General features: G+C 72.1%; 14 protein-coding genes. 9 read left to right on the top strand and 5 right to left on the bottom strand.

Translation table 11 applies throughout. The features are described from left to right. Positions 1-11: 11 nt before the first annotated feature. A complete protein-coding gene (locus OG207_RS17910; protein WP_329099532.1) occupies positions 12-698 on the bottom strand; it encodes an MOSC domain-containing protein in 687 nt (228 codons plus the stop codon). Positions 699-787: 89 nt separating this feature from the next. Here OG207_RS17910 and OG207_RS17905 point away from each other — a divergent pair, with 89 nt between their 5' ends. Then, positions 788-1,687 carry a LysR family transcriptional regulator gene (locus OG207_RS17905; protein WP_329099531.1) on the top strand — a complete coding sequence of 300 codons (900 nt, stop codon included), beginning with the start codon at positions 788-790 and terminating at the stop codon, positions 1,685-1,687. Positions 1,688-1,831: 144 nt separating this feature from the next. Here OG207_RS17905 and OG207_RS17900 read toward each other — a convergent pair whose 3' ends face one another. Then, positions 1,832-2,158, bottom strand: coding sequence for a WhiB family transcriptional regulator (locus OG207_RS17900; RefSeq protein ID WP_030011164.1), 327 nt, complete (start codon positions 2,156-2,158; stop codon positions 1,832-1,834). 380 nt (positions 2,159-2,538) lie between these two features. On the opposite strand from OG207_RS17900, the gene OG207_RS17895 reads away from it, so the two are divergent. The 4 genes from OG207_RS17895 to OG207_RS17880 all read left to right on the top strand — a co-directional run bounded on the left by OG207_RS17895 (position 2,539) and on the right by OG207_RS17880 (position 7,166). Next, on the top strand, positions 2,539-3,150 hold the full coding sequence (locus tag OG207_RS17895) for a response regulator transcription factor (RefSeq protein ID WP_003948568.1): 612 nt from the start codon (positions 2,539-2,541) through the stop codon (positions 3,148-3,150). Positions 3,151-3,510: 360 nt separating this feature from the next. After that, positions 3,511-4,140 (top strand): sigma-70 family RNA polymerase sigma factor, encoded by a 630-nt coding sequence (locus OG207_RS17890; RefSeq protein WP_030389108.1) that lies wholly within the window; start codon positions 3,511-3,513, stop codon positions 4,138-4,140. 259 nt (positions 4,141-4,399) lie between these two features. Next, positions 4,400-5,899: an IMP dehydrogenase gene (gene guaB / locus OG207_RS17885; RefSeq protein WP_329099529.1), complete on the top strand. Its 1,500-nt coding sequence runs from the start codon at positions 4,400-4,402 to the stop codon at positions 5,897-5,899. A gap of 142 nt (positions 5,900-6,041) precedes the next feature. Beyond that, positions 6,042-7,166: a GuaB3 family IMP dehydrogenase-related protein gene (locus tag OG207_RS17880; protein ID WP_329099528.1), complete on the top strand. Its 1,125-nt coding sequence runs from the start codon at positions 6,042-6,044 to the stop codon at positions 7,164-7,166. Positions 7,167-7,238: 72 nt separating this feature from the next. On the opposite strand, the gene OG207_RS17875 is transcribed toward OG207_RS17880, so the two are convergent. The 3 genes from OG207_RS17875 to OG207_RS17865 all read right to left on the bottom strand — a co-directional run bounded on the left by OG207_RS17875 (position 7,239) and on the right by OG207_RS17865 (position 9,357). Next, a complete protein-coding gene (locus OG207_RS17875; protein WP_329099527.1) occupies positions 7,239-7,406 on the bottom strand; it encodes a hypothetical protein in 168 nt (55 codons plus the stop codon). Between the two features lie 138 nt (positions 7,407-7,544). Further along, positions 7,545-8,012, bottom strand: coding sequence for a hypothetical protein (locus tag OG207_RS17870; protein ID WP_329099526.1), 468 nt, complete (start codon positions 8,010-8,012; stop codon positions 7,545-7,547). A 115-nt stretch (positions 8,013-8,127) separates the two neighbouring features. After that, entirely contained in the window at positions 8,128-9,357 is a 1,230-nt protein-coding gene (locus OG207_RS17865) for a nucleotide sugar dehydrogenase (protein WP_329099524.1), read from the bottom strand. A gap of 228 nt (positions 9,358-9,585) precedes the next feature. On the opposite strand from OG207_RS17865, the gene OG207_RS17860 reads away from it, so the two are divergent. From OG207_RS17860 to OG207_RS17845, 4 genes are all read left to right on the top strand, one after another. After that, positions 9,586-11,292 (top strand): glycerol-3-phosphate dehydrogenase/oxidase, encoded by a 1,707-nt coding sequence (locus OG207_RS17860; protein ID WP_329099523.1) that lies wholly within the window; start codon positions 9,586-9,588, stop codon positions 11,290-11,292. A gap of 722 nt (positions 11,293-12,014) precedes the next feature. Next, positions 12,015-14,180, top strand: coding sequence for a serine/threonine-protein kinase (locus OG207_RS17855; RefSeq protein WP_329099522.1), 2,166 nt, complete (start codon positions 12,015-12,017; stop codon positions 14,178-14,180). A 78-nt stretch (positions 14,181-14,258) separates the two neighbouring features. Continuing rightward, complete coding sequence (locus OG207_RS17850) at positions 14,259-16,778, top strand: protein kinase (RefSeq protein ID WP_329099521.1); 2,520 nt, start codon at positions 14,259-14,261, stop codon at positions 16,776-16,778. A gap of 125 nt (positions 16,779-16,903) precedes the next feature. After that, entirely contained in the window at positions 16,904-18,529 is a 1,626-nt protein-coding gene (locus OG207_RS17845; RefSeq protein WP_329099520.1) for a serine/threonine-protein kinase, read from the top strand. The last annotated feature ends 43 nt before the right edge of the window (positions 18,530-18,572 follow it).

Genomic DNA, 18,572 nt, shown 5'->3' with positions numbered 1-18,572 from the left:
GGATGACGGTGCTACCTCGCCCCGGTCCCCGCCCCGTACTTCTCCACGCACAGGCGAACCCGCTCGCGGGCCTTCGGCTCCATAGCCTCGCCCGCGGCCAGGGTGAGCGGCAGCAGCGCCCGCTCGGTGGTGAAGGCGCGGAACCACAGTTGCACCGTCACGTCGTGGTCCGGTCGGTGGACGATCTGGATGGGGTCGCCGGGGGAGACCGAACCCTCCTCGATCACCCGCAGGTACGCTCCCGGCCGGGCCTCCTCGGTGAACCGCTTGACCCAGCCGGCCTCGCCCATGGCCCCCTGGAAGGTCCGGCACGGGATGCGGGCCGAGGCCACTTCGAGGACGAGGTCCGCGCCGACCTGCCAGCGTTCACCGATCCGCGCGGCGTTCAGGTCGATGCCGGAGGTGGTGAGGTTCTCGCCGAAGAGCCCGCCGGGCAGTTCGCGGCCCAGCAGCTGCTCCCACAGGTCCAGGTCCTCGCGGGCGTACGCGTAGACGGCCTGGTGGTCGCCGCCGTGGTGGCGCCGGTCGCAGATGGCGTCACCTTCCAGGCCGCTGCCGAGGCCGGTGGCCTTGGGGCCCGGGGCGACGACGCGGACCGGTCCGGGCACGGGACGTTTGCCGATGCCCGTCATGCCGCCCTCCGCGTCGGTGTAGTCGACAGCCGTGGCGCGGCCGAGGTTCACAGAGATCAATTGCATGGAGCCCATGGGATCACGCTAACCGGAGCCGCCTCAAAGTGACACCGGAGTATTGGCGTGGAAATCAAAGTAGGGCTTATGCTCGAAGGGTGATCGAAGCACGTCATCTCCGGGTTCTGCGCGCCGTCGCCGGGACCGGGTCCTTCTCGGCCGCCGCCCGCGAGCTCGGCTGCACCCAGCCCGCCGTCTCCCAGCAGATGAAGGCGCTGGAGCAGTCGGCCGGCACCCCGCTGCTGATCCGCACCGGTCGCGAGATGCGGCTGACCCAGGCGGGCGAGGCCCTGGTCCGCCATGCCGCGGGGATCCTGGCCGGGCTGACCGCCGCGGAGGAGGAGGTCGCGGCCATCGCGGGGCTGCGCGCGGGTCGGGTCCGGCTCGTGTCCTTCCCCAGCGGCAGTTCCACCCTGGTGCCGACCGCACTCGCCGCGATGCGCGCCGAGCACCCCGGGACCCGCATCTCGCTGGTCGAGGCGGAGCCGCCGCGTTCGGTGGAGATGCTCCGCGAGGGCGACTGCGACCTGGCGCTGGCCTTCCGGTACGGCGGGGCGGACCATTCCGCCGCGGAGTGGGACGACCTCGTGGTGCGGCCGCTGCTGACCGACCGGCTCGTCGGGTTGGTCCCCGAGGGGCACCGGCTGGCCGGGGCGGAGCGCGTGGGCATGGCGGAGCTGGCGGACGAACCCTGGATCGCCGGCTGTCCGCGCTGCCGTCGCCATCTGGTGGACGTGTGCGAGGGCGCGGGCTTCACCCCGCGCATCGACTTCGCCACCGACGACTACCCGGCGGTGGTCGGCCTGGTCGGCGCGGGGCTGGGCGTGGCGGTACTGCCGGAGCTCGCGGTGGAGTCCGTACGGGCCAAGGGTGTGAGCACGGTGTCGGTGGAGCCGGCCGTCGAGCGCGAGGTGGTGGCGCTGACCCTGCCCGACCTGGCCCGGGTGCCGGCCGTGGCCGCGACCCTGGCCGAACTGGAGCGGGCGGCCGCGCGCTGACGCGCGTCCGCCCCCGGCGGCGGCCGGGGGCGCACACGTCGTGGGGCCGGGTACGGCCGAACGGGTGAAACGCGGGCCGGGCGGCGACACGCCCAGGTGTGTTGGTGATTCGAGGAAACGTTCCTTCGGACGTTTCGGCGACTCTCAGTTCGGCGCGATCGGTCCGATCGCACTCGACGCGGGGATCAGGCGGTGCCGGGCGCGGCCCATCAGTTCTTCGCGCTCGTCCTCGGTGAGGCCGCCCCACACCCCGTAGGGCTCTCGGACGGCGAGTGCGTGCGCGGCGCATTCCGAACGCACCGGGCATCTCATGCAGACCTCTTTAGCCGAGGCCTCGCGCGCGCTCCTGGCCGCGCCCCGCTCGCCTTCCGGGTGGAAGAAGAGAGAGCTGTCGACCCCGCGGCAGGCGGCTAGCAGCTGCCAGTCCCAGAGGTCGGCGTTCGGTCCGGGGAGGCGGGAGAAATCTGCCATTGGTAGTCCCTCTTGGTGCCGGTACTGAGGCGGATACGGTCCATGTCTCCACACCTACTGTCGGAGTAGATGTAAATATGACTCATTGGGAATCTAGCCTCAGACACGTGCCAAACGGAAGGAAAGCCGCCAAATAGGGCATAGCTCCAGATGGAGGACAAGCGGCTCGTGGCTCCAGCGCCGTGATCGCTTCCTCACGTAGAGTGCTGAAGGTGTCCGTCCGACCCGTAACTCTTTCGAGTGACCATCGTTGAGAGTGCGAAGGCGGTTGAACCAATAAGTTCTCGGACAGGTGTCCGGGGGCATCGACCGCACAGGTGACGATACGTACCAGCCTGGAGGCTCAAGGTGACGCGCATCAGCAGCTGCGGAGGGCGGTCATGACATCCGTCCTCGTCTGCGACGACTCCCCGCTTGCCCGAGAGGCGCTCCGTCGCGCGGTTGCCACCGTGCCCGGCGTCGAGCGTGTGACGACGGCTGCCAACGGCGAGGAAGTCCTCCGCCGCTGGGGCGCCGACCGCTCCGACCTGATTCTGATGGATGTACGGATGCCCGGGCTGGGCGGTGTGGAGACGGTCCGTCGACTGCTCTCGGCCGACCCCGGCGCCCGCATCATCATGCTGACGGTCGCCGAGGACCTGGACGGCGTGGCCCTCGCGGTCGCCGCCGGCGCCCGTGGGTACCTGCACAAGGACGCCTCGCGCGCCGAACTGCGGGCCACGGTCACCCAGGCCCTCGCCGACCCGACCTGGCGACTGGCCCCGCGCCGGCTCCGCTCGGCCGAGATGGGCGCCGCGCCCACGCTCACCGCGCGCGAGATCCAGGTGCTGGAGGGCATGAGCCACGGCCGGTCCAACGCGGAGATCGGGCGCGAGCTCTTCCTCTCCGAGGACACGGTCAAGACGCACGCCCGCCGGCTGTTCAAGAAGCTCGGGGCCTCGGACCGGGCGCACGCGGTGGCACTCGGTTTCCGCTGGGGTCTGGTTCGCTGACCTCCCGGTCGTGGCCGGGCCCGGCCCGGTCCGCCACAGGCCGCGGATGGTCGGGAGAGGTCCCGTCCGCCACCTGCGGACGGGGCGGCGCGCCGCCCTCGACGGCTCGTCTGATCGAGGGCATCCCCGTCCCCGCCGTACCCGGTGCGCACCCGGGGATTGGCGGGGCACAATCCGGGGGACGTCTCGCTTCGTGCGCGATGCCGCATCCTTGAGGGTGTGGAGTCTCTCGGGGACTATTCGGCCGAGCGGGAGGGGAGGGCGCAGATGATGAGTTCCGGCGCACCTGCTCATAACGCTTCGATGCACAACAAGGGCCATGGCGGCGCGGATGCTCCGGCGCCAAGGCACCATGGATTGATGCGCGACGACGAGGCCCTGGGGTCACCCGCGGCCACAGGCCCGACCGGCGCCGCCAAAGGCGGCAGTGCCGGGGGCGTCAGCGCGCTCGTACGCAGGGCGGTGGAGGGTGACGAGCAGGCCACGCACGACCTGCTCGCCTTCGTGCACCCCCTCGCGATCCGCTACTGCCGCACCCGGCTCTCGCGATTGCCGGGTGACGCTCGTCACTTCGTGGAGGACCTGGCGCAGGAGGTCTGCGTCGCCGTCCTGATGGCGCTGCCGCGCTACCGGGACACCGGGCGGCCCTTCGAGGCCTTCGTCTTCGCGATCGCCGCGCACAAGGTCGCCGACCTGCAGCGGGCCGCCATGCGGCACCCGGGCAGCACGGCCGTGCCCTCCGACGAGATGCCGGAGCGGCCCGACGACTCGCTGGGCCCGGAGGAGCGCGCGCTGCTCAGCAGCGACGCCGCCTGGGCCAAGAAGCTGCTGGCCAACCTCCCGGAGAACCAGCGCGAGCTCCTCGTGCTGCGGGTGGCCGTCGGGCTGACCGCGGAGGAGACCGGCCAGATGCTCGGAATGTCCCCGGGGGCCGTGCGCGTGGCCCAGCACCGCGCGCTCAGCCGGCTGCGGGCACTCGCCGAGCAGTAGGCAGCCGTGCGGGCCGCGCGGTCTCGTGGCCCGCCGCGGTCCGTACGGCTCGAAGCGGCTCGAAACGGCCCGGAAGGGCTCCGTGCCGGTCCGTGCGCACAGCTCGGCGTGGCTCCACATGGCTCTGCGTGGGCCTCGGCCACGGGCCGCAATCGTAGGAAGTGACGAAACTTCTGCTTGACCTTGGTCGTGGAATGAGACGCGTCGGGATCCCGTTAGCATGGACATCCGCGCTGAGCAAGACCATTGGGAAGGTGTCATGACCGCCGACGGAGTGCCCGACAAATTCGCCACGCTCGGACTGACCTACGACGACGTGCTGCTGCTGCCGGGCGCGTCGGACATGGCGCCTGATGCGATCGACACCTCTTCCCTCATCTCGCGCAACGTGCGCGTCAACGTTCCGCTGCTGTCCGCCGCCATGGACAAGGTCACCGAGTCCCGCATGGCCATCGCCATGGCCCGGCAGGGCGGCGTCGGCGTGCTGCACCGCAACCTCTCCATCGCCGACCAGGCCAACCAGGTCGACCTGGTCAAGCGCTCCGAGTCCGGCATGGTCACCGACCCGATCACGGTGCACCCGGACGCGACGCTGCGCGAGGCCGACGAGCTCTGCGCGAAGTTCCGCATCTCCGGCGTCCCGGTCACCGACCCCGCCGGCAAGCTCCTCGGCATCGTCACCAACCGCGACATGGCCTTCGAGTCGGACCGCAGCCGCCAGGTGCGCGAGGTCATGACCCCGATGCCGCTGGTCACGGGCAAGGTCGGCATCTCGGGCGTGGACGCCATGGAGCTGCTGCGCCGCCACAAGATCGAGAAGCTTCCGCTGGTCGACGACGCGGGCATCCTCAAGGGCCTCATCACGGTCAAGGACTTCGTCAAGGCCGAGAAGTACCCGAACGCCGCCAAGGACAAGGGCGGCCGGCTCCTCGTCGGCGCGGCCGTCGGCGTCGCCGGCGACGCGTACGAGCGCGCCCAGGCCCTGATCGAGGCGGGCGCCGACTTCATCGTCGTCGACACCGCCCACGGTCACTCCCGCCTGGTCGGCGACATGGTCGCCAAGATCAAGTCGAACTCCACCGTCGACGTCATCGGCGGCAACGTCGCCACGCGTGACGGTGCGCAGGCGCTGATCGACGCCGGCTGCGACGGCATCAAGGTCGGCGTCGGCCCCGGCTCCATCTGCACCACCCGCGTCGTCGCCGGCATCGGCGTCCCGCAGGTCACCGCGATCTACGAGGCCTCGCTCGCCGCCAAGGCGGCCGGTGTCCCGGTCATCGGCGACGGCGGCCTGCAGTACTCCGGCGACATCGCCAAGGCCCTGGTCGCGGGTGCCGACACGGTGATGCTCGGCTCGCTGCTCGCGGGCTGCGAGGAGTCCCCGGGCGAGCTGCTCTTCATCAACGGCAAGCAGTTCAAGTCGTACCGCGGCATGGGTTCGCTCGGCGCGATGCAGTCCCGCGGCGAGCAGAAGTCCTTCTCCAAGGACCGCTACTTCCAGGAGGGCGTGGGCGGCGACGACAAGCTCATCCCCGAGGGCATCGAGGGCCAGGTCCCCTACCGGGGTCCGCTCTCCGCGGTCGTGCACCAGCTCGTCGGCGGCCTGCGCCAGTCGATGTTCTACGTGGGCGGCCGCACGGTCCCCGAGCTGCAGGACCGCGGCCGGTTCGTCCGGATCACCTCGGCGGGCCTCAAGGAGAGCCACCCGCACGACATCCAGATGACGGTCGAAGCGCCGAACTACTCCCGCAAGGGCTGAACGGCATGAGGTGAGGGGGCGGGCCCGTCGGGCCCGCCCCTTCGCCGTGCCCGCGCAGCCGTCCGTACAGCGGTCACCGGAACGCGGGCCCCCGGCGTTCGGGGATACTGGACGGGCAGACCCAGAGGAAAGGCCACCACACGTGACTGAGATCGAGATCGGGCGCGGCAAGCGCGGCCGCAGGGCGTACGCGTTCGACGACATCGCCATCGTCCCGAGCCGGCGTACCCGGGACCCGAAGGAGGTCTCGATCGCCTGGCAGATCGACGCGTACCGCTTCGAGCTCCCCTTCCTGGCCGCCCCCATGGACTCGGTCGTCTCCCCGCAGACCGCCATCCGCATCGGCGAGCTCGGCGGCCTCGGCGTGCTGAACCTAGAAGGCCTGTGGACCCGGTACGAGGACCCGCAGCCGCTGCTCGACGAGATCACGGAGCTGGACGAGGAGGCCGCCACCCGCCGCCTCCAGGAGATCTACGCCGCTCCGATCCAGGCGGACCTGATCCGGCAGCGCATCAAGGAGGTCCGCGACTCCGGCGTCGTCACCGCCGCCGCGCTCTCCCCGCAGCGCACGGCCGAGTTCTCCAAGGCCGTCGTCGACGCGGGCGTGGACATCTTCGTGATCCGCGGCACCACCGTCTCCGCCGAGCACGTGTCGGGCGCCGCCGAGCCGCTCAACCTCAAGCAGTTCATCTACGAGCTCGACGTCCCGGTCATCGTCGGCGGCTGCGCCACCTACACGGCGGCCCTGCACCTGATGCGCACCGGCGCGGCCGGTGTCCTCGTCGGCTTCGGCGGCGGCGCCGCGCACACCACGCGCAACGTGCTCGGCATCCAGGTCCCGATGGCGACCGCCGTCGCGGACGTGGCCGCGGCCCGCCGCGACTACATGGACGAGTCCGGCGGCCGCTACGTGCACGTCATCGCCGACGGCGGCGTGGGCTGGTCCGGCGACATCCCGAAGGCCGTCGCCTGCGGCGCGGACGCCGTGATGATGGGATCCCCGCTGGCCCGTGCCACCGACGCGCCCGGCAAGGGCAACCACTGGGGCATGGAGGCCGTCCACGAGGACGTGCCGCGCGGCAAGAAGGTCGACCTCGGCACCGTGGGCACCACCGAGGAGATCCTCACCGGTCCCTCGCACACCCCGGACGGCTCGATGAACATCTTCGGCGCGCTGCGCCGCTCGATGGCCACCACCGGCTACAGCGAGCTCAAGGAGTTCCAGCGGGTCGAGGTCACGATCGCGGACTCGCAGCACAGCCGCTGACCTCCTGCCACCATGTGCCGAAGGGCCCGGCCCCCGTTTCGGGGCCGGGCCCTTCGGCACGTGGTGGCAGGATCAGCCTTCGCCGCGCCGGCGCTTGCGCAGGTATTCGGTCCACGGATAGGCGCAGGCCACCGTCAGGAGGGCCGAGAGCAAGACCGGGCCCCAGTCCGGCCCCTCGGGGCTCAGTTCCGGGTCCGTCTCGGCGAACACGACGACGCCGGTGGCGATGGTGAAGAGCACCGTGAAGGTGCCCAGCAGCCAGATCCACGCCGTGACGGCGCCGCTGCGCGTGGGAGGGGCCGCCCGCCGCTGGACATTGGCCTGGTTCGGCCGCCGGCCCCGTCGTGCCTGCTCAGTGCCCCGTCGGCGGCCGGTGCGTCAGTGGCCGGCCTTCCGGGCCGCCTGGAACGCGGCGTAGCCGCCGATGGCGAGGAAGAGGAAGGTCATCGGGGAGGACACCTTCTGCCAGGTCTCGATCAGCTCGGGCACGCCCATGCCCAGGTCCGGGACGGTCGTGCCGAGCTCGTCCGCGAACATCCAGGCGATGCCGAAGAGCTGGCCGCCGAAGACGGCGGCCAGCGACAGCAGGACGCTGAGCACGGGCAGAACGGGGTTGGAGCCGCCCACCTTGCCGGCCGCGAGGCCGACGACCGCGCCGACGGCCACGGCGGCATAGCCGATCTGGTAGCCGCTGGCGCCGATGATCGCGCCGTAGACGCCGCCGGTGACGATCGCCGCGACGACCGAGGCGACGATGCCGAGGCCGAAGTTGCCGCTGCGGACCGGGGCCGGGGCGGCGACCGGGGTGTACGACTCGGGCGCGGGCGGCGTGAAGTTCTGGCTCATTGGAAAATCCCCCCAGGGATTCGAGCGTGCTTACGCCCCTCGGGTGTAAGTACGAGATAAGTGACGCCGCAGGCTAGCAGGCCGGTCGGACATCGACAGGGGGATTTTCCGGCGCTCAGAGGCGGTGGGCCGCGCCCACCGGGCTGGCGCCGCGGGTGTCCAGGAGCAGCTGGGCCTTCACGGCGAGGCCCTGCATGTCGTAGGTGCGGTGGTGCTGGAGCAGGATGGTCAGGTCCGCGTTCGCGGCGGCCTCGTAGAGCGACTCGGCGCGGGGGACCGGCTGGTCCCTGACCCGCCAGCCCGTGATGTACGGGTCGTGGTAGCTGATCAGCGCGCCCAGGTCGAGGAGGCGGCTGGCGATCTCGCGGGCCGGGGAGCCCTCCTGGTCGGCCAGGTCGGGCTTGTAGGTGACGCCGAGGAGCAGGACGCGGGCTCCGCGGGCGGATTTTCCGTGCTCGTTCAGCAGGGTGGCCGAGCGCTGGATGACGTACTGGGGCATCCGGTTGTTGATCTCCTGCGCCAGTCCGACCATGCGCAGGGGGTGGCCGGGGGTGCGCGTGGTGTGGGGGAGGTAGTTCGGGTCGAGGGGGACGCCGTGGCCGCCGACCCCCGGGCCGGGGCGGAAGGCCTGGAACCCGTACGGCTTGGTCTCGGCGCAGCGGATGACGTCCCACAGGTCGACGCCGAGGTCGTGGCAGAGCACGGCCATCTCGTTCATGAGGGCGATGTTGACGTGGCGGTAGTTCGTTTCGAGGAGCTGTACGGTCTCGGCCTCGCGCAGGCCGCGGGCGCGGACCACCTTCTCGGTGAGGCGGGCGTAGAAGGCGTGCGCGGACTCCGTGCAGGCGGGGGTGAGGCCGCCGATCACCTTGGGGGTGTTGGAGATGCCGTGGGTGCGGTTGCCCGGGTCGTGGCGGCTGGGGGAGTAGGCCAGGTGGAAGTCGCGGCCCGCCCGCAGTCCGGAGCCGGCTTCGAGGATCGGCCGCAGGTAGTCCTCGGTGACGCCCGGGTGGGCGGCGGATTCGAGGATCACGGTGGTGTGGGGGCGCAGCCGGGCGGCGAGCGCGCGGCCGGCCTCGCCGACGGCGGAGAGGTCCAGCGCGCGATCGGCGCCGAGCTGGGTGGGGGCGCAGATGACGGCCGTGCGGACCCGGCCGAGTTCGGCGGGGTTGGTGGTGACCCGGAAGCCGGCCGCCGACATGCGGCGGACCTCGGCGGCGGTGAGGGTGGAGTCCGTGACCGGACCGCTGTCGTAGCCGACCGTCTCGATTCCGGCGGCGACGGCCGCCTGGGCGAGTGGGAGGCCGAGATGGCCGAGTCCGATGACGGCGAGGTCTGCGGGCATGGGGGTGCCGTCCCTTCCCTGACATGAGGGGGCTGCCGCGCAAGTTCTCCGGGGACAGGGGAGCTGGCGCAATGTCAGACTAGGCTTATATATGACAGATATGTCGCATTCTGGAGTGAACGCCACCGTTGTGTTGTCCATAGGCGGTGGCTCATGTGGGTGCGGGCGGTCAGAATCGTGGAACGGGGCATGTGAGCGGGATCTCATCCGCACCAACGGGAGGCAGCCGTGAGGACAGCGACACTGGGGCCGGTGCAGCGGGCCGAGGCCCTCACCCGGATGGCCGAACGGGAACTGGACGTGCTGGTGGTGGGCGCGGGCGTGGTGGGCGCCGGCACCGCGCTCGACGCCGTGACGCGCGGCCTGTCGACCGGCCTGGTGGAGGCGCGGGACTGGGCCTCGGGCACCTCCAGCCGCTCCAGCAAGCTGATCCACGGCGGTTTGCGGTACCTGGAGATGCTCGACTTCGCCCTCGTGCGCGAGGCCCTGAAGGAGCGCGGGCTGTTGCTGGAGCGCCTGGCCCCGCACCTGGTGAAGCCGGTGCCCTTCCTGTACCCGTTGCAGCACAAGGGCTGGGAGCGGATCTACGCCGGCTCGGGCGTCGCGCTGTACGACGCGATGTCGGTCTCCAGCGGCCACGGGCGCGGCCTGCCCGTGCACCGGCACTTGTCGCGGGCGCGCGCGCTGCGGGTGGCGCCGGCGCTCCGCAAGGACGCGCTGGTGGGCGCCCTGCAGTACTACGACGCCCAGATGGACGACGCGCGCTACGTCACCACGCTCGTGCGGACGGCCGCCGCGTACGGGGCGCACTGCGCCAATCGGGCGAGGGTCATCGGCTTCCTGCGCGAGGGCGAACGGGTGGTCGGTGTGCGGGTGCGGGACGTGGAAGGGGGTGGCGAGTACGAGATCCGCGCGAAGCAGGTCGTGAACGCGACGGGCGTGTGGACGGACGACACCCAGGCGCTGATCGGGGAACGCGGCCAGTTCCACGTGCGGGCCTCGAAGGGCATCCATCTGGTCGTACCGAAGGACCGGATCCATTCGAGCACCGGACTGATCCTGCGGACTGAGAAGTCGGTGCTGTTCGTCATCCCGTGGGGCCGGCACTGGATCGTGGGGACCACGGACACCGACTGGGACCTGGACAAGGCGCATCCGGCGGCGTCGAGCGCGGACATCGACTACCTGCTGGAGCACGTGAACTCGGTGCTGGCGGTGCCGCTCACGCGCGACGACGTCCAAGGCGTGTACGCGGGCCTGCGGCCGCTGCTGGCCGGAGAGTCGGACGCGACGAGCAAGCTGTCGCGCGAGCACACGGTGGCGCATCCGGTGCCGGGGCTGGTGGTGGTCGCCGGGGGCAAGTACACGACGTACCGGGTCATGGCGAAGGACGCGGTCGACGAGGCCGTGCACGGCCTGGACCAGCGGGTGGCGGAGTGCGTGACGGAGGACGTGCCGCTGGTGGGGGCGGAGGGATACCGGGCGCTGTGGAACGGGCGGGCGCGGATCGCGGCCCGGACGGGGCTTCATGTGGTGCGGGTGGAGCACCTGTTGAACCGCTTCGGATCGCTGACGGAGGAACTGCTGGACCTGATGGCCGCCGATCCGGGACTGCGCGAGCCGGTGTCCGGTGCGGACGACTACCTGCGGGCGGAGATCGTGTACGCGGCCTCGCACGAGGGGGCCCGGCACCTGGACGACGTGCTGACGCGGCGGACCCGGATCTCGATCGAGACCTTCGACCGGGGGACGCGGTCGGCGCGGGAGTGCGCGGAGTTGATGGCCCCGGTGCTGGGGTGGGACAAGCAGCAGATCGAGAAGGAAGTCGAGCACTACGAGAAGCGGGTCCAGGCGGAGCGGGAGTCGCAGCGCCAGCCGGACGACCAGACGGCGGACGCGGCGCGCCTGGGGGCGCCCGACATCGTTCCGTTGTAACTCCGGGATGCGGAGGGGGGAACCGTAGACCCGGGGCGCCCGTCCGTTGCGGAGTGAGGAAGAATGAAGGTTCTGCCGGGGCGGGTTACAGCGGGCCCCGGCCGCCGGGTCGCTCAGCCGCTGGGGCAGGCGGAGCAGCGGCACGATCGCAGAGGGGACGCATGTCGAAGCCGGAGCACACCGAGTCGCCTGCCGGGTCGCCTGCGGCGAAGCCCAGCAGTGAGAAGTCCGGGGCTGACGCCGCGGCTTCGCCTGCCGGGTCGCCTGCGGCGAAGTCTGGCAGCGAGAAGGCTGTGGCTGCGCCCGCGGATGCCGGGCCGGTGGCTGACGCTGCGCCTACCGCGGAGTCGGCGGACCACCACGCTGCCGGGTCGCCTGCGGCGAAGCCCGCCCGGGCCGAGCAGGCTGATGCTGCGTCTGCGGCGAAGCCCGTGCTCAGCAAGTCCGCGGGGTCGCCTGCGGTGAAGCCCGTGCTGAGCAAGTCCGCGGGGTCGCCGGCGGCGAAGCCCGCCAGTGAGACGTCTGCGGCTTCGGACGCCGGGCCGGTGGCTGACGCTGTGCCCGCGGCTGCGAAGCCCGGGCCGGGCAAGGCTGTCGGGCCGGTCGCCGGGGAGCCGGCAGACGCCGCAGAGGCTGCGGGGGGCGGGCCGAGGACCGACGCCGCGCCTGCGACCGAGCCCGACCGGGCCGAGCGGGCGGGTGCAGCGCCCGGGGAGAAGCCCGTGCTGAGCAAGGCGGCGGGGTCGCCCGAGGCGAAGCCCGGCGAGGAGAAGCCCACAGCGGCGAAGCCCGGGTTGAGCAAGGCGGCCGGGTCGGCCACGGCGGAGGCCGTTGGTGCCAAGCCGGCTTCGAAGCCCGCGGGCAATCCCGTCGTCGAGAAGGCCGATGCCATGGCCGCCGCCGTCAAGGCCGCCGCGGCCAAGGCTGCCGCGGGCGGGCAGGACGAGGGACGGTTGCTGGCCGGGCGCTACCGGCTGGGGACCGTGCTCGGCAAGGGCGGGATGGGTACCGTCTGGCGGGCCCAGGACGAGACCCTGGGTCGGACCGTCGCCGTCAAGGAGCTCCGCTTCAGCACCGGGGTCGACGAGGACGAGAAGCGGCGCCTCATCACCCGTACCCTCCGCGAAGCCAAGGCCATTGCCCGGATCCGCAGTGGTGGCGCCGTCACCGTCTACGACGTCGTCGACGAGGACGGCCGGCCGTGGATCGTCATGGAGCTCATCGAGGGACCCTCGCTCGCCGAGTTCATACGGGAAAACGGCCCCCTCACCCCGCGCCGCGCGGCCGAGGTCGGCCTCGCGGTGCTCGACGTGCTGCGCGCCGCGCACGGCCAGGGGATCCTGCACCGCGACGTGAAGCCGTCGAACGTGCTCATCGCCGGCAACGGCCGTGTCGTCCTCACCGACTTCGGCATCGCGCAGGTCGAGGGCGATCCCTCCGTCACCTCCACCGGCATGCTCGTCGGCGCCCCCTCCTACATCTCCCCCGAGCGTGCCCGTGGCCACAAGCCCGGCCCGCCCGCCGACATGTGGTCGCTCGGCGGTCTGCTGTACGCCTCCGTCGAGGGAGTGCCCCCGTACGACAAGGGTTCCGCGCTCGCCACCCTCACGGCGGTGATGACCGAGCCGGTGGACCCGCCGAAGAACGCGGGTCCGTTGGCCGAGGTCATCTACGGCCTTCTCGCCAAGGACCCGACACACCGGCTCGACGACGCCCGCACCCGGGCGATGCTGAACGCCGTCCTCGCGGCGCCCGAGCCCAAGCCGGTGGTCGTAGCGGCTCCGGCAGCCGAGGAAACCCGGCAGATATCGCTGGCCGACGCCAAGGACGCCGTGGAGAAGGCTGCCGCGGACAAGGCCGAGAAGGCGGCCGAACGGGCGGCGAAGAAGGAACGTGAGCGCCGCGACCGCGAGCAGCGCGAACGCGCCCGCGCCGCGCTGAAGGCCGCCCGCAAGGCGGCGACGGTCGCGGCCGCCACCACGGCCGTCTCCGCAGCGGAGCCGCCGAAGTCCAAGGCGTCCCCCGTCAAGGCGCCGCTCACCGACGTCATGCAGCGCCGCACCATCGTGTTCACGGCCCTGGCCGTGGTCGTGATGCTGGTGGTCGTCGGCTCGCTCATCGTCTACGCCTTCAGCGGCGACGACAAGGACACCAAGGACGAGAGCAAGGGCGGCAAGGGCAAGCCCACTCCGGCGGCTTCGGCCCCGAAGGACCCGGGCGGCAGCAGCGGCAGCAGCGGGACGGGGGAGACTTCCCCGAAGCCCTCGGGGAACACGGGAGAGACGGCCGGCAACGCAAGCGCCGGTACGGGTACCGCCACCGGAGGTCAGCCGGGCCAGGGCCAGGGTCAGGGCCAGCAGAGCCAGGGCCAGGGCCAGGGCCAGAGCCAGGGCCAGGGCTCCACGTCCGGCGGCGCGGGCGGCGCGTTCCCGGCCGGATATGCCGTGATCCAGGAGTTCGGGTTCCACTTCTCGATGGCGATGCCCGAGGGCTTCAAGCAGATCGCCATAGCCGGAGACAACTCCGGCGGCATCTACGCCCGTGAAAGCGGCGGCTTCCCGCGGATCCAGGTCGACTACACCAGCCAGCCGGGCGATGACGCGCGCCTCGCATGGACCAATTCGGTCGCCGGTGTCCGCGGCGGCAGCAAGGGGTATCGGCAGATCCGCATCGACGTGGTGGACTACCGGGGCTATCCGACCGTCGCCGACTGGGAGTTCGAGCGTGAGCAGAAGGGCGTGAAGGTCCGGGTGCTCAACCGCGGCTTCAAGCTGGACGCGACGCACGGCTACGCCATCATGATCAGCTGCGCCGCCGACCAGTGGGACGGTCCCGAGTGCACCCAGATGCGCAACGTCGCCTTCGAGACCTTCCAGCCGCTCGGCTGACCTCGGGACGCGGGCGGCCCCGGCGACGTATCGTGTCGGAGGGGCCATGGGGAGCCCGCCGCACTCGGGGGAGGCGAAGTGGAGGAGTACGCGGGCCGGATCCTGGCCGGCCGCTACCGCCTGCCCGTGCCGCCGTCCGACGAGTACGAACTGATAGAGACCCGCGCCTTTGACACCCGCAGCGGGCAGGAAGTCCTCGTACGGCAGGTGCCGTTGCCGGAGGTCGTGGACGCGGAGCTGCTGGACGGTCCGCGGGCCGTCCCGGCGGCCCGCCGTTCTCCCGCCGATCTGCCGGCCGTGCGCCGCGCCATCGAGGCGGCGCAGGCCGCGGCTTCGATCCCGGACCATCCGCGGCTGGACCAGGTCTTCGACGTGTTCGCCGAGGGCGAGTCGTTGTGGATAGTGAGCGAACTGGTCCCGGCCCGGCCGCTGGCCGCGCTGATTGCCGATGAACCGCTGAGCCCCTACCGGGCCGCCGAGGTGGCGTCGGACGTGCTGACCGCATTGCGGGTGCTGCACGCGCACGGTTGGACGCACCGGAACATCACCGTCCGGACGGTGTTGGTGTGCGAGGACGGGCGCGTCGTGCTGACGGGCCTCGCGGTCGGCGCGGCGGAAGAGGCCCTGTGCGGGTACGACCCCGTCCCGAGCGCCGAGGACACCGGCGGCGGAGGAACGGCGTGGGGTACCGCCACCGCCACCGCCAACACCACCGCACCGGTGCCGGCTCCGACTCCGATCCCGGCTCCATCCCCCGCCCCGACTCGGCTTCCTGCCCCGGATCCGGTGCCGGACCCGGATCCGACTCCCGCCACCCCCGGTCCGGCGGACGTCGCGTACGCGCCGCTCGTGGCCCCCGGGTACGACACCGGGCCGCGGTACACCGATCACATCACCCCCGGCCATCGACAGGACCGCCCCGACCTGCAGGCCGCCGCGCGGGCCGGGGCCATCGCCGCCTACCGGGCCGGGGCGCGGGCGGCCGCAGCCCGGGTCATCGAGGAGCGCAGGGCCGGGGCGGCGGCCGAGATCGAGGCCGGTGCGCCGCCGGAGCGCCGCCCCGAGGGGTCGACCCTCCCGCAGGGGTACTCGTACCCGTACGGCGGCCCGGAGACCGGCGCCGTCGCGCCCTGGCACGGTGCGACCCCCCGCCGGGCGGAGCTGCCCGCAGCGGCCGCCCCGGAGCCGGAACCGGAGCCCGCACCCGATCCTGAGCCCGAGCCCCTGCCCGATCCCGTACCGCTGCCCGATCCCGATCCCGATCCGGATCCGGAGCGGGCACCGCAGGAACACCCCGAGCGCCCCGCCCTGCCCGCCCAACTCGCCCTGCCCCAGGGCTACCGGCAGGCCGATGCACCCGCCCCGGCCGCCCCCGACCGGTCACAGCCCACCGGCAGCGGCTGGTCGGGGCCGCGGACCGGCCTGGACGCCGAGCGCGCGCGGCAGACCCGGATGGCCGTCGTCGGTGCCGTCACCGAGCGGTGGGCGCCCGAGCAGGCCGGCCCCGTGCACGGGCACTGGCAGCTCGCGGCCCCCGTCGGCCCCGCCACCGACCTCTGGGCGCTCGGCGCGCTGCTCTACCGCGCGGTGCAGGGGCACGCCCCGTACCCGGAGGACAGCGTCGCCGAGCTGGTCGAGATGGTCTGCGCGGAGCCGCCCGCCTTCGCCGAGGAGTGCGGGGCACTGCGCCCGATCGTGGAGTCGCTGCTGCGCCAGGACCCCACCGAGCGGCCCGACTTCGAGGAGCTCCGCGGCTGGCTGCGCTCGCTCGTACGGTCGGCGCCCGAGCCGGACGCCGGGTTCGGGGCGCTTCCGCTACCGGAGCCGGACCCGGCGCGGCTGCCCGTCGTACGCCGCCGCGGTGAGGTCCACGGGCGCCACCGCAACCCCGCGGGCCCCCGCAAGCCGCGCGCCCTCGGCCGGAGCCTGCTCGTCGGGATCCTTGCCCTCCTCGCCGGCGGGGTGGCGTACGCGATGCTGTTCCTGCCCCGGGCCGCCGACCAGGAGCCCGCGGGCGACGCCCGGGGCAGCACCGCGCAGGCGCCGGCGAAGCCGAGCCCCTCCCAGGTCCCTTCGGGCACGCCCGAGTCCAAGCCCGCTCCGCAGACGACGGCGCCCGCCGAATCACCGGCCGCCCCGGCTTCCGCCCCGGCCGGTTACACCACCCAACAGGACCCGGAGCACTTCGAGATCGCCGTGCCCGACGGGTGGGAACGTCGCGGAATCAATGAGTCCGGTCAGGTCCGGTACACCGACGGGCAGTTCGTGCTGACGGTCGTCCCCGGCCGCGACAAGGTCCAGGGGAATCCGGATCCGGCGGCGTACCAGAAGGACAAGGAGCCGGAGCTGACCCCGTACCGGACGTCGACCTGGTCGACCGTCGGCGACGTGAAGAGCACCAAGGTGGGCCAGCAACTGCGCGCGACGGGGCGGTACACGTGGATCGACGGGACCGGCCGCAACGTCTTCGCCCGCAACTTCGTCGTGGCGCTGGGCGGTAGCTACCACGTCGTCCTGGTCACCGGTCCGGAGGACGAGCAGTCCAAGGTCACCGATGTCTTCGAGAAGGCCACGGCGAGTTACAAGGCGGGCGGTTGAAGGGATACTGACGACTGATCAGTACGGCGATTGCGTCACAGTGCCGTCTTTCGGCGCCCGGGCGGTTCCGGCAGCCCCTCCGGGCTCCGTAATCTGGCCTGAAGTGCAGAGAGCGGCGGGGTTTCGTGGAACAGCAGACAGGTGGGGGCGCCGTGTTGGCGGGCCGGTACCGGCTCGTCGAGCCGATCGGCCGGGGCGGCATGGGCAAGGTGTGGCGTGCGCATGATGAGCTGCTCCACAGGACCGTCGCCGTCAAGGAACTGACGGCGGGTCTGTACGTCGCCCAGGCCGACCGGGACGTCATGCACGCCCGGACGCAGAAGGAGGCCCGGGCCGCGGCCCGGATCCAGCATCCGGCGGTCGTCACCGTCCACGACGTCCTGGAGCACGACGACCGGCCGTGGATCGTCATGGAGTACATCGACGGGCCCTCCCTCGCGGACGCGGCCAAGGCGGCCGGGCGGATCGAGCCCCGCGAGGCGGCCCGGATCGGCCTGCACGTGCTGGGCGCGCTGCGCGCCGCGCACGCGGTCGGGGTGCTGCACCGCGACGTGAAGCCGGGCAACGTGCTGCTCGCCAAGGACGGCCGGGTGCTGCTCACGGACTTCGGGATCGCCGCGATCGAGGGCGACTCGTCCATCACGCGCACCGGCGAGATCGTCGGTTCCATCGACTACCTGGCGCCCGAGCGCGTCACCGGTGGCGTTCCCGACCCGTCCTCCGACCTGTGGTCGCTGGGCGCCACCCTCTATACGGCGGTGGAGGCCCGTTCGCCGTTCCGCCGCACGTCGCCCATCTCCAGCCTGCAGGCCGTGGTCAACGACGAGCCGCCGGCGTTGCGCCAGGCCGGGGCGCTCGGTCCGGTGATCACGTCCTTGCTGCGCAAGGATCCGACGGAGCGTCCCTCGGCCGAGGAGGCCGAGCGGATGCTGCTGGAGGCGATGGAGGGCCGCGAGCCGAAGGCGGCGCAGGCGTACGTGCCCACGCGTGCGGTGACCCCGGAGGAGCTGGCCCCGGCGCAGGAACGGTTCGATGTGCCGGTTGTGTCGGCGGAATCCGGGGCGACGGCCGCTCTGGAGGAGCCCCCGGTGCCCGCGGCCACGGCCACCGCCACAGCAGCCGCCTCCACCGCGACCACCGTCGACCCGGCCGGGGGCTGGCGGGGGCGGGCCGTGGTCGTGGCCCTGGTGGCGGCGCTGCTCGGCGGCGGCGGTGTGTTCGGGGTGCTCAAGTACACCGGGGACACGGGCAAGGACGACGTCCCGGACAAGGCGGTCACCGCGGCGGGCCCCCCGGCGGGCTGGAACAAGGTCACCGACCCCATCGCCGGTTTCACCCTGTTCGTTCCGGAGGGCTGGACGCGCAAGGCGAACGGCGACCAGATCGACTACACCCCGGACGACGGGAAGCACTTCATCCGGATCGCCGCCGATTCCACCCCTGACTACCAGGACCCGTACGCGCACCTCCTCGACCTGGAGAAGCAGGTCGCGAAGCGGACCGACTACAAGATGGTGCGGTTGAACCAGAACACCTTCCGGGACAGCACCCGGGCCGCGCTCTGGGACTTCACCTGGACGGAGAAGCAGAACCACCCGGGCCCGCGCAGGGCCAAGGAGCAGATGTACGTGGCCCCCGACGGCACGGAGTACGCCATCTACATCTCGAGCCCGATCGACAGTTGGCCCACGACCGAGCAGCAGTTCGACGTCGTGCTCAGCGGTTGGGAGCCACCCGCCGGGAAGTCCTGATCGACCCCGACCCCGCCATCCTGCCAGCGTTCACTGGCGGAAA

This window comes from Streptomyces sp. NBC_01439 (genome assembly GCF_036227605.1).
Classification (GTDB): Bacteria; Actinomycetota; Actinomycetes; order Streptomycetales; family Streptomycetaceae; genus Streptomyces.
Note: the sequence above shows the minus strand (reverse complement) of the source record. Positions and strands in the feature narration are given on the sequence as shown.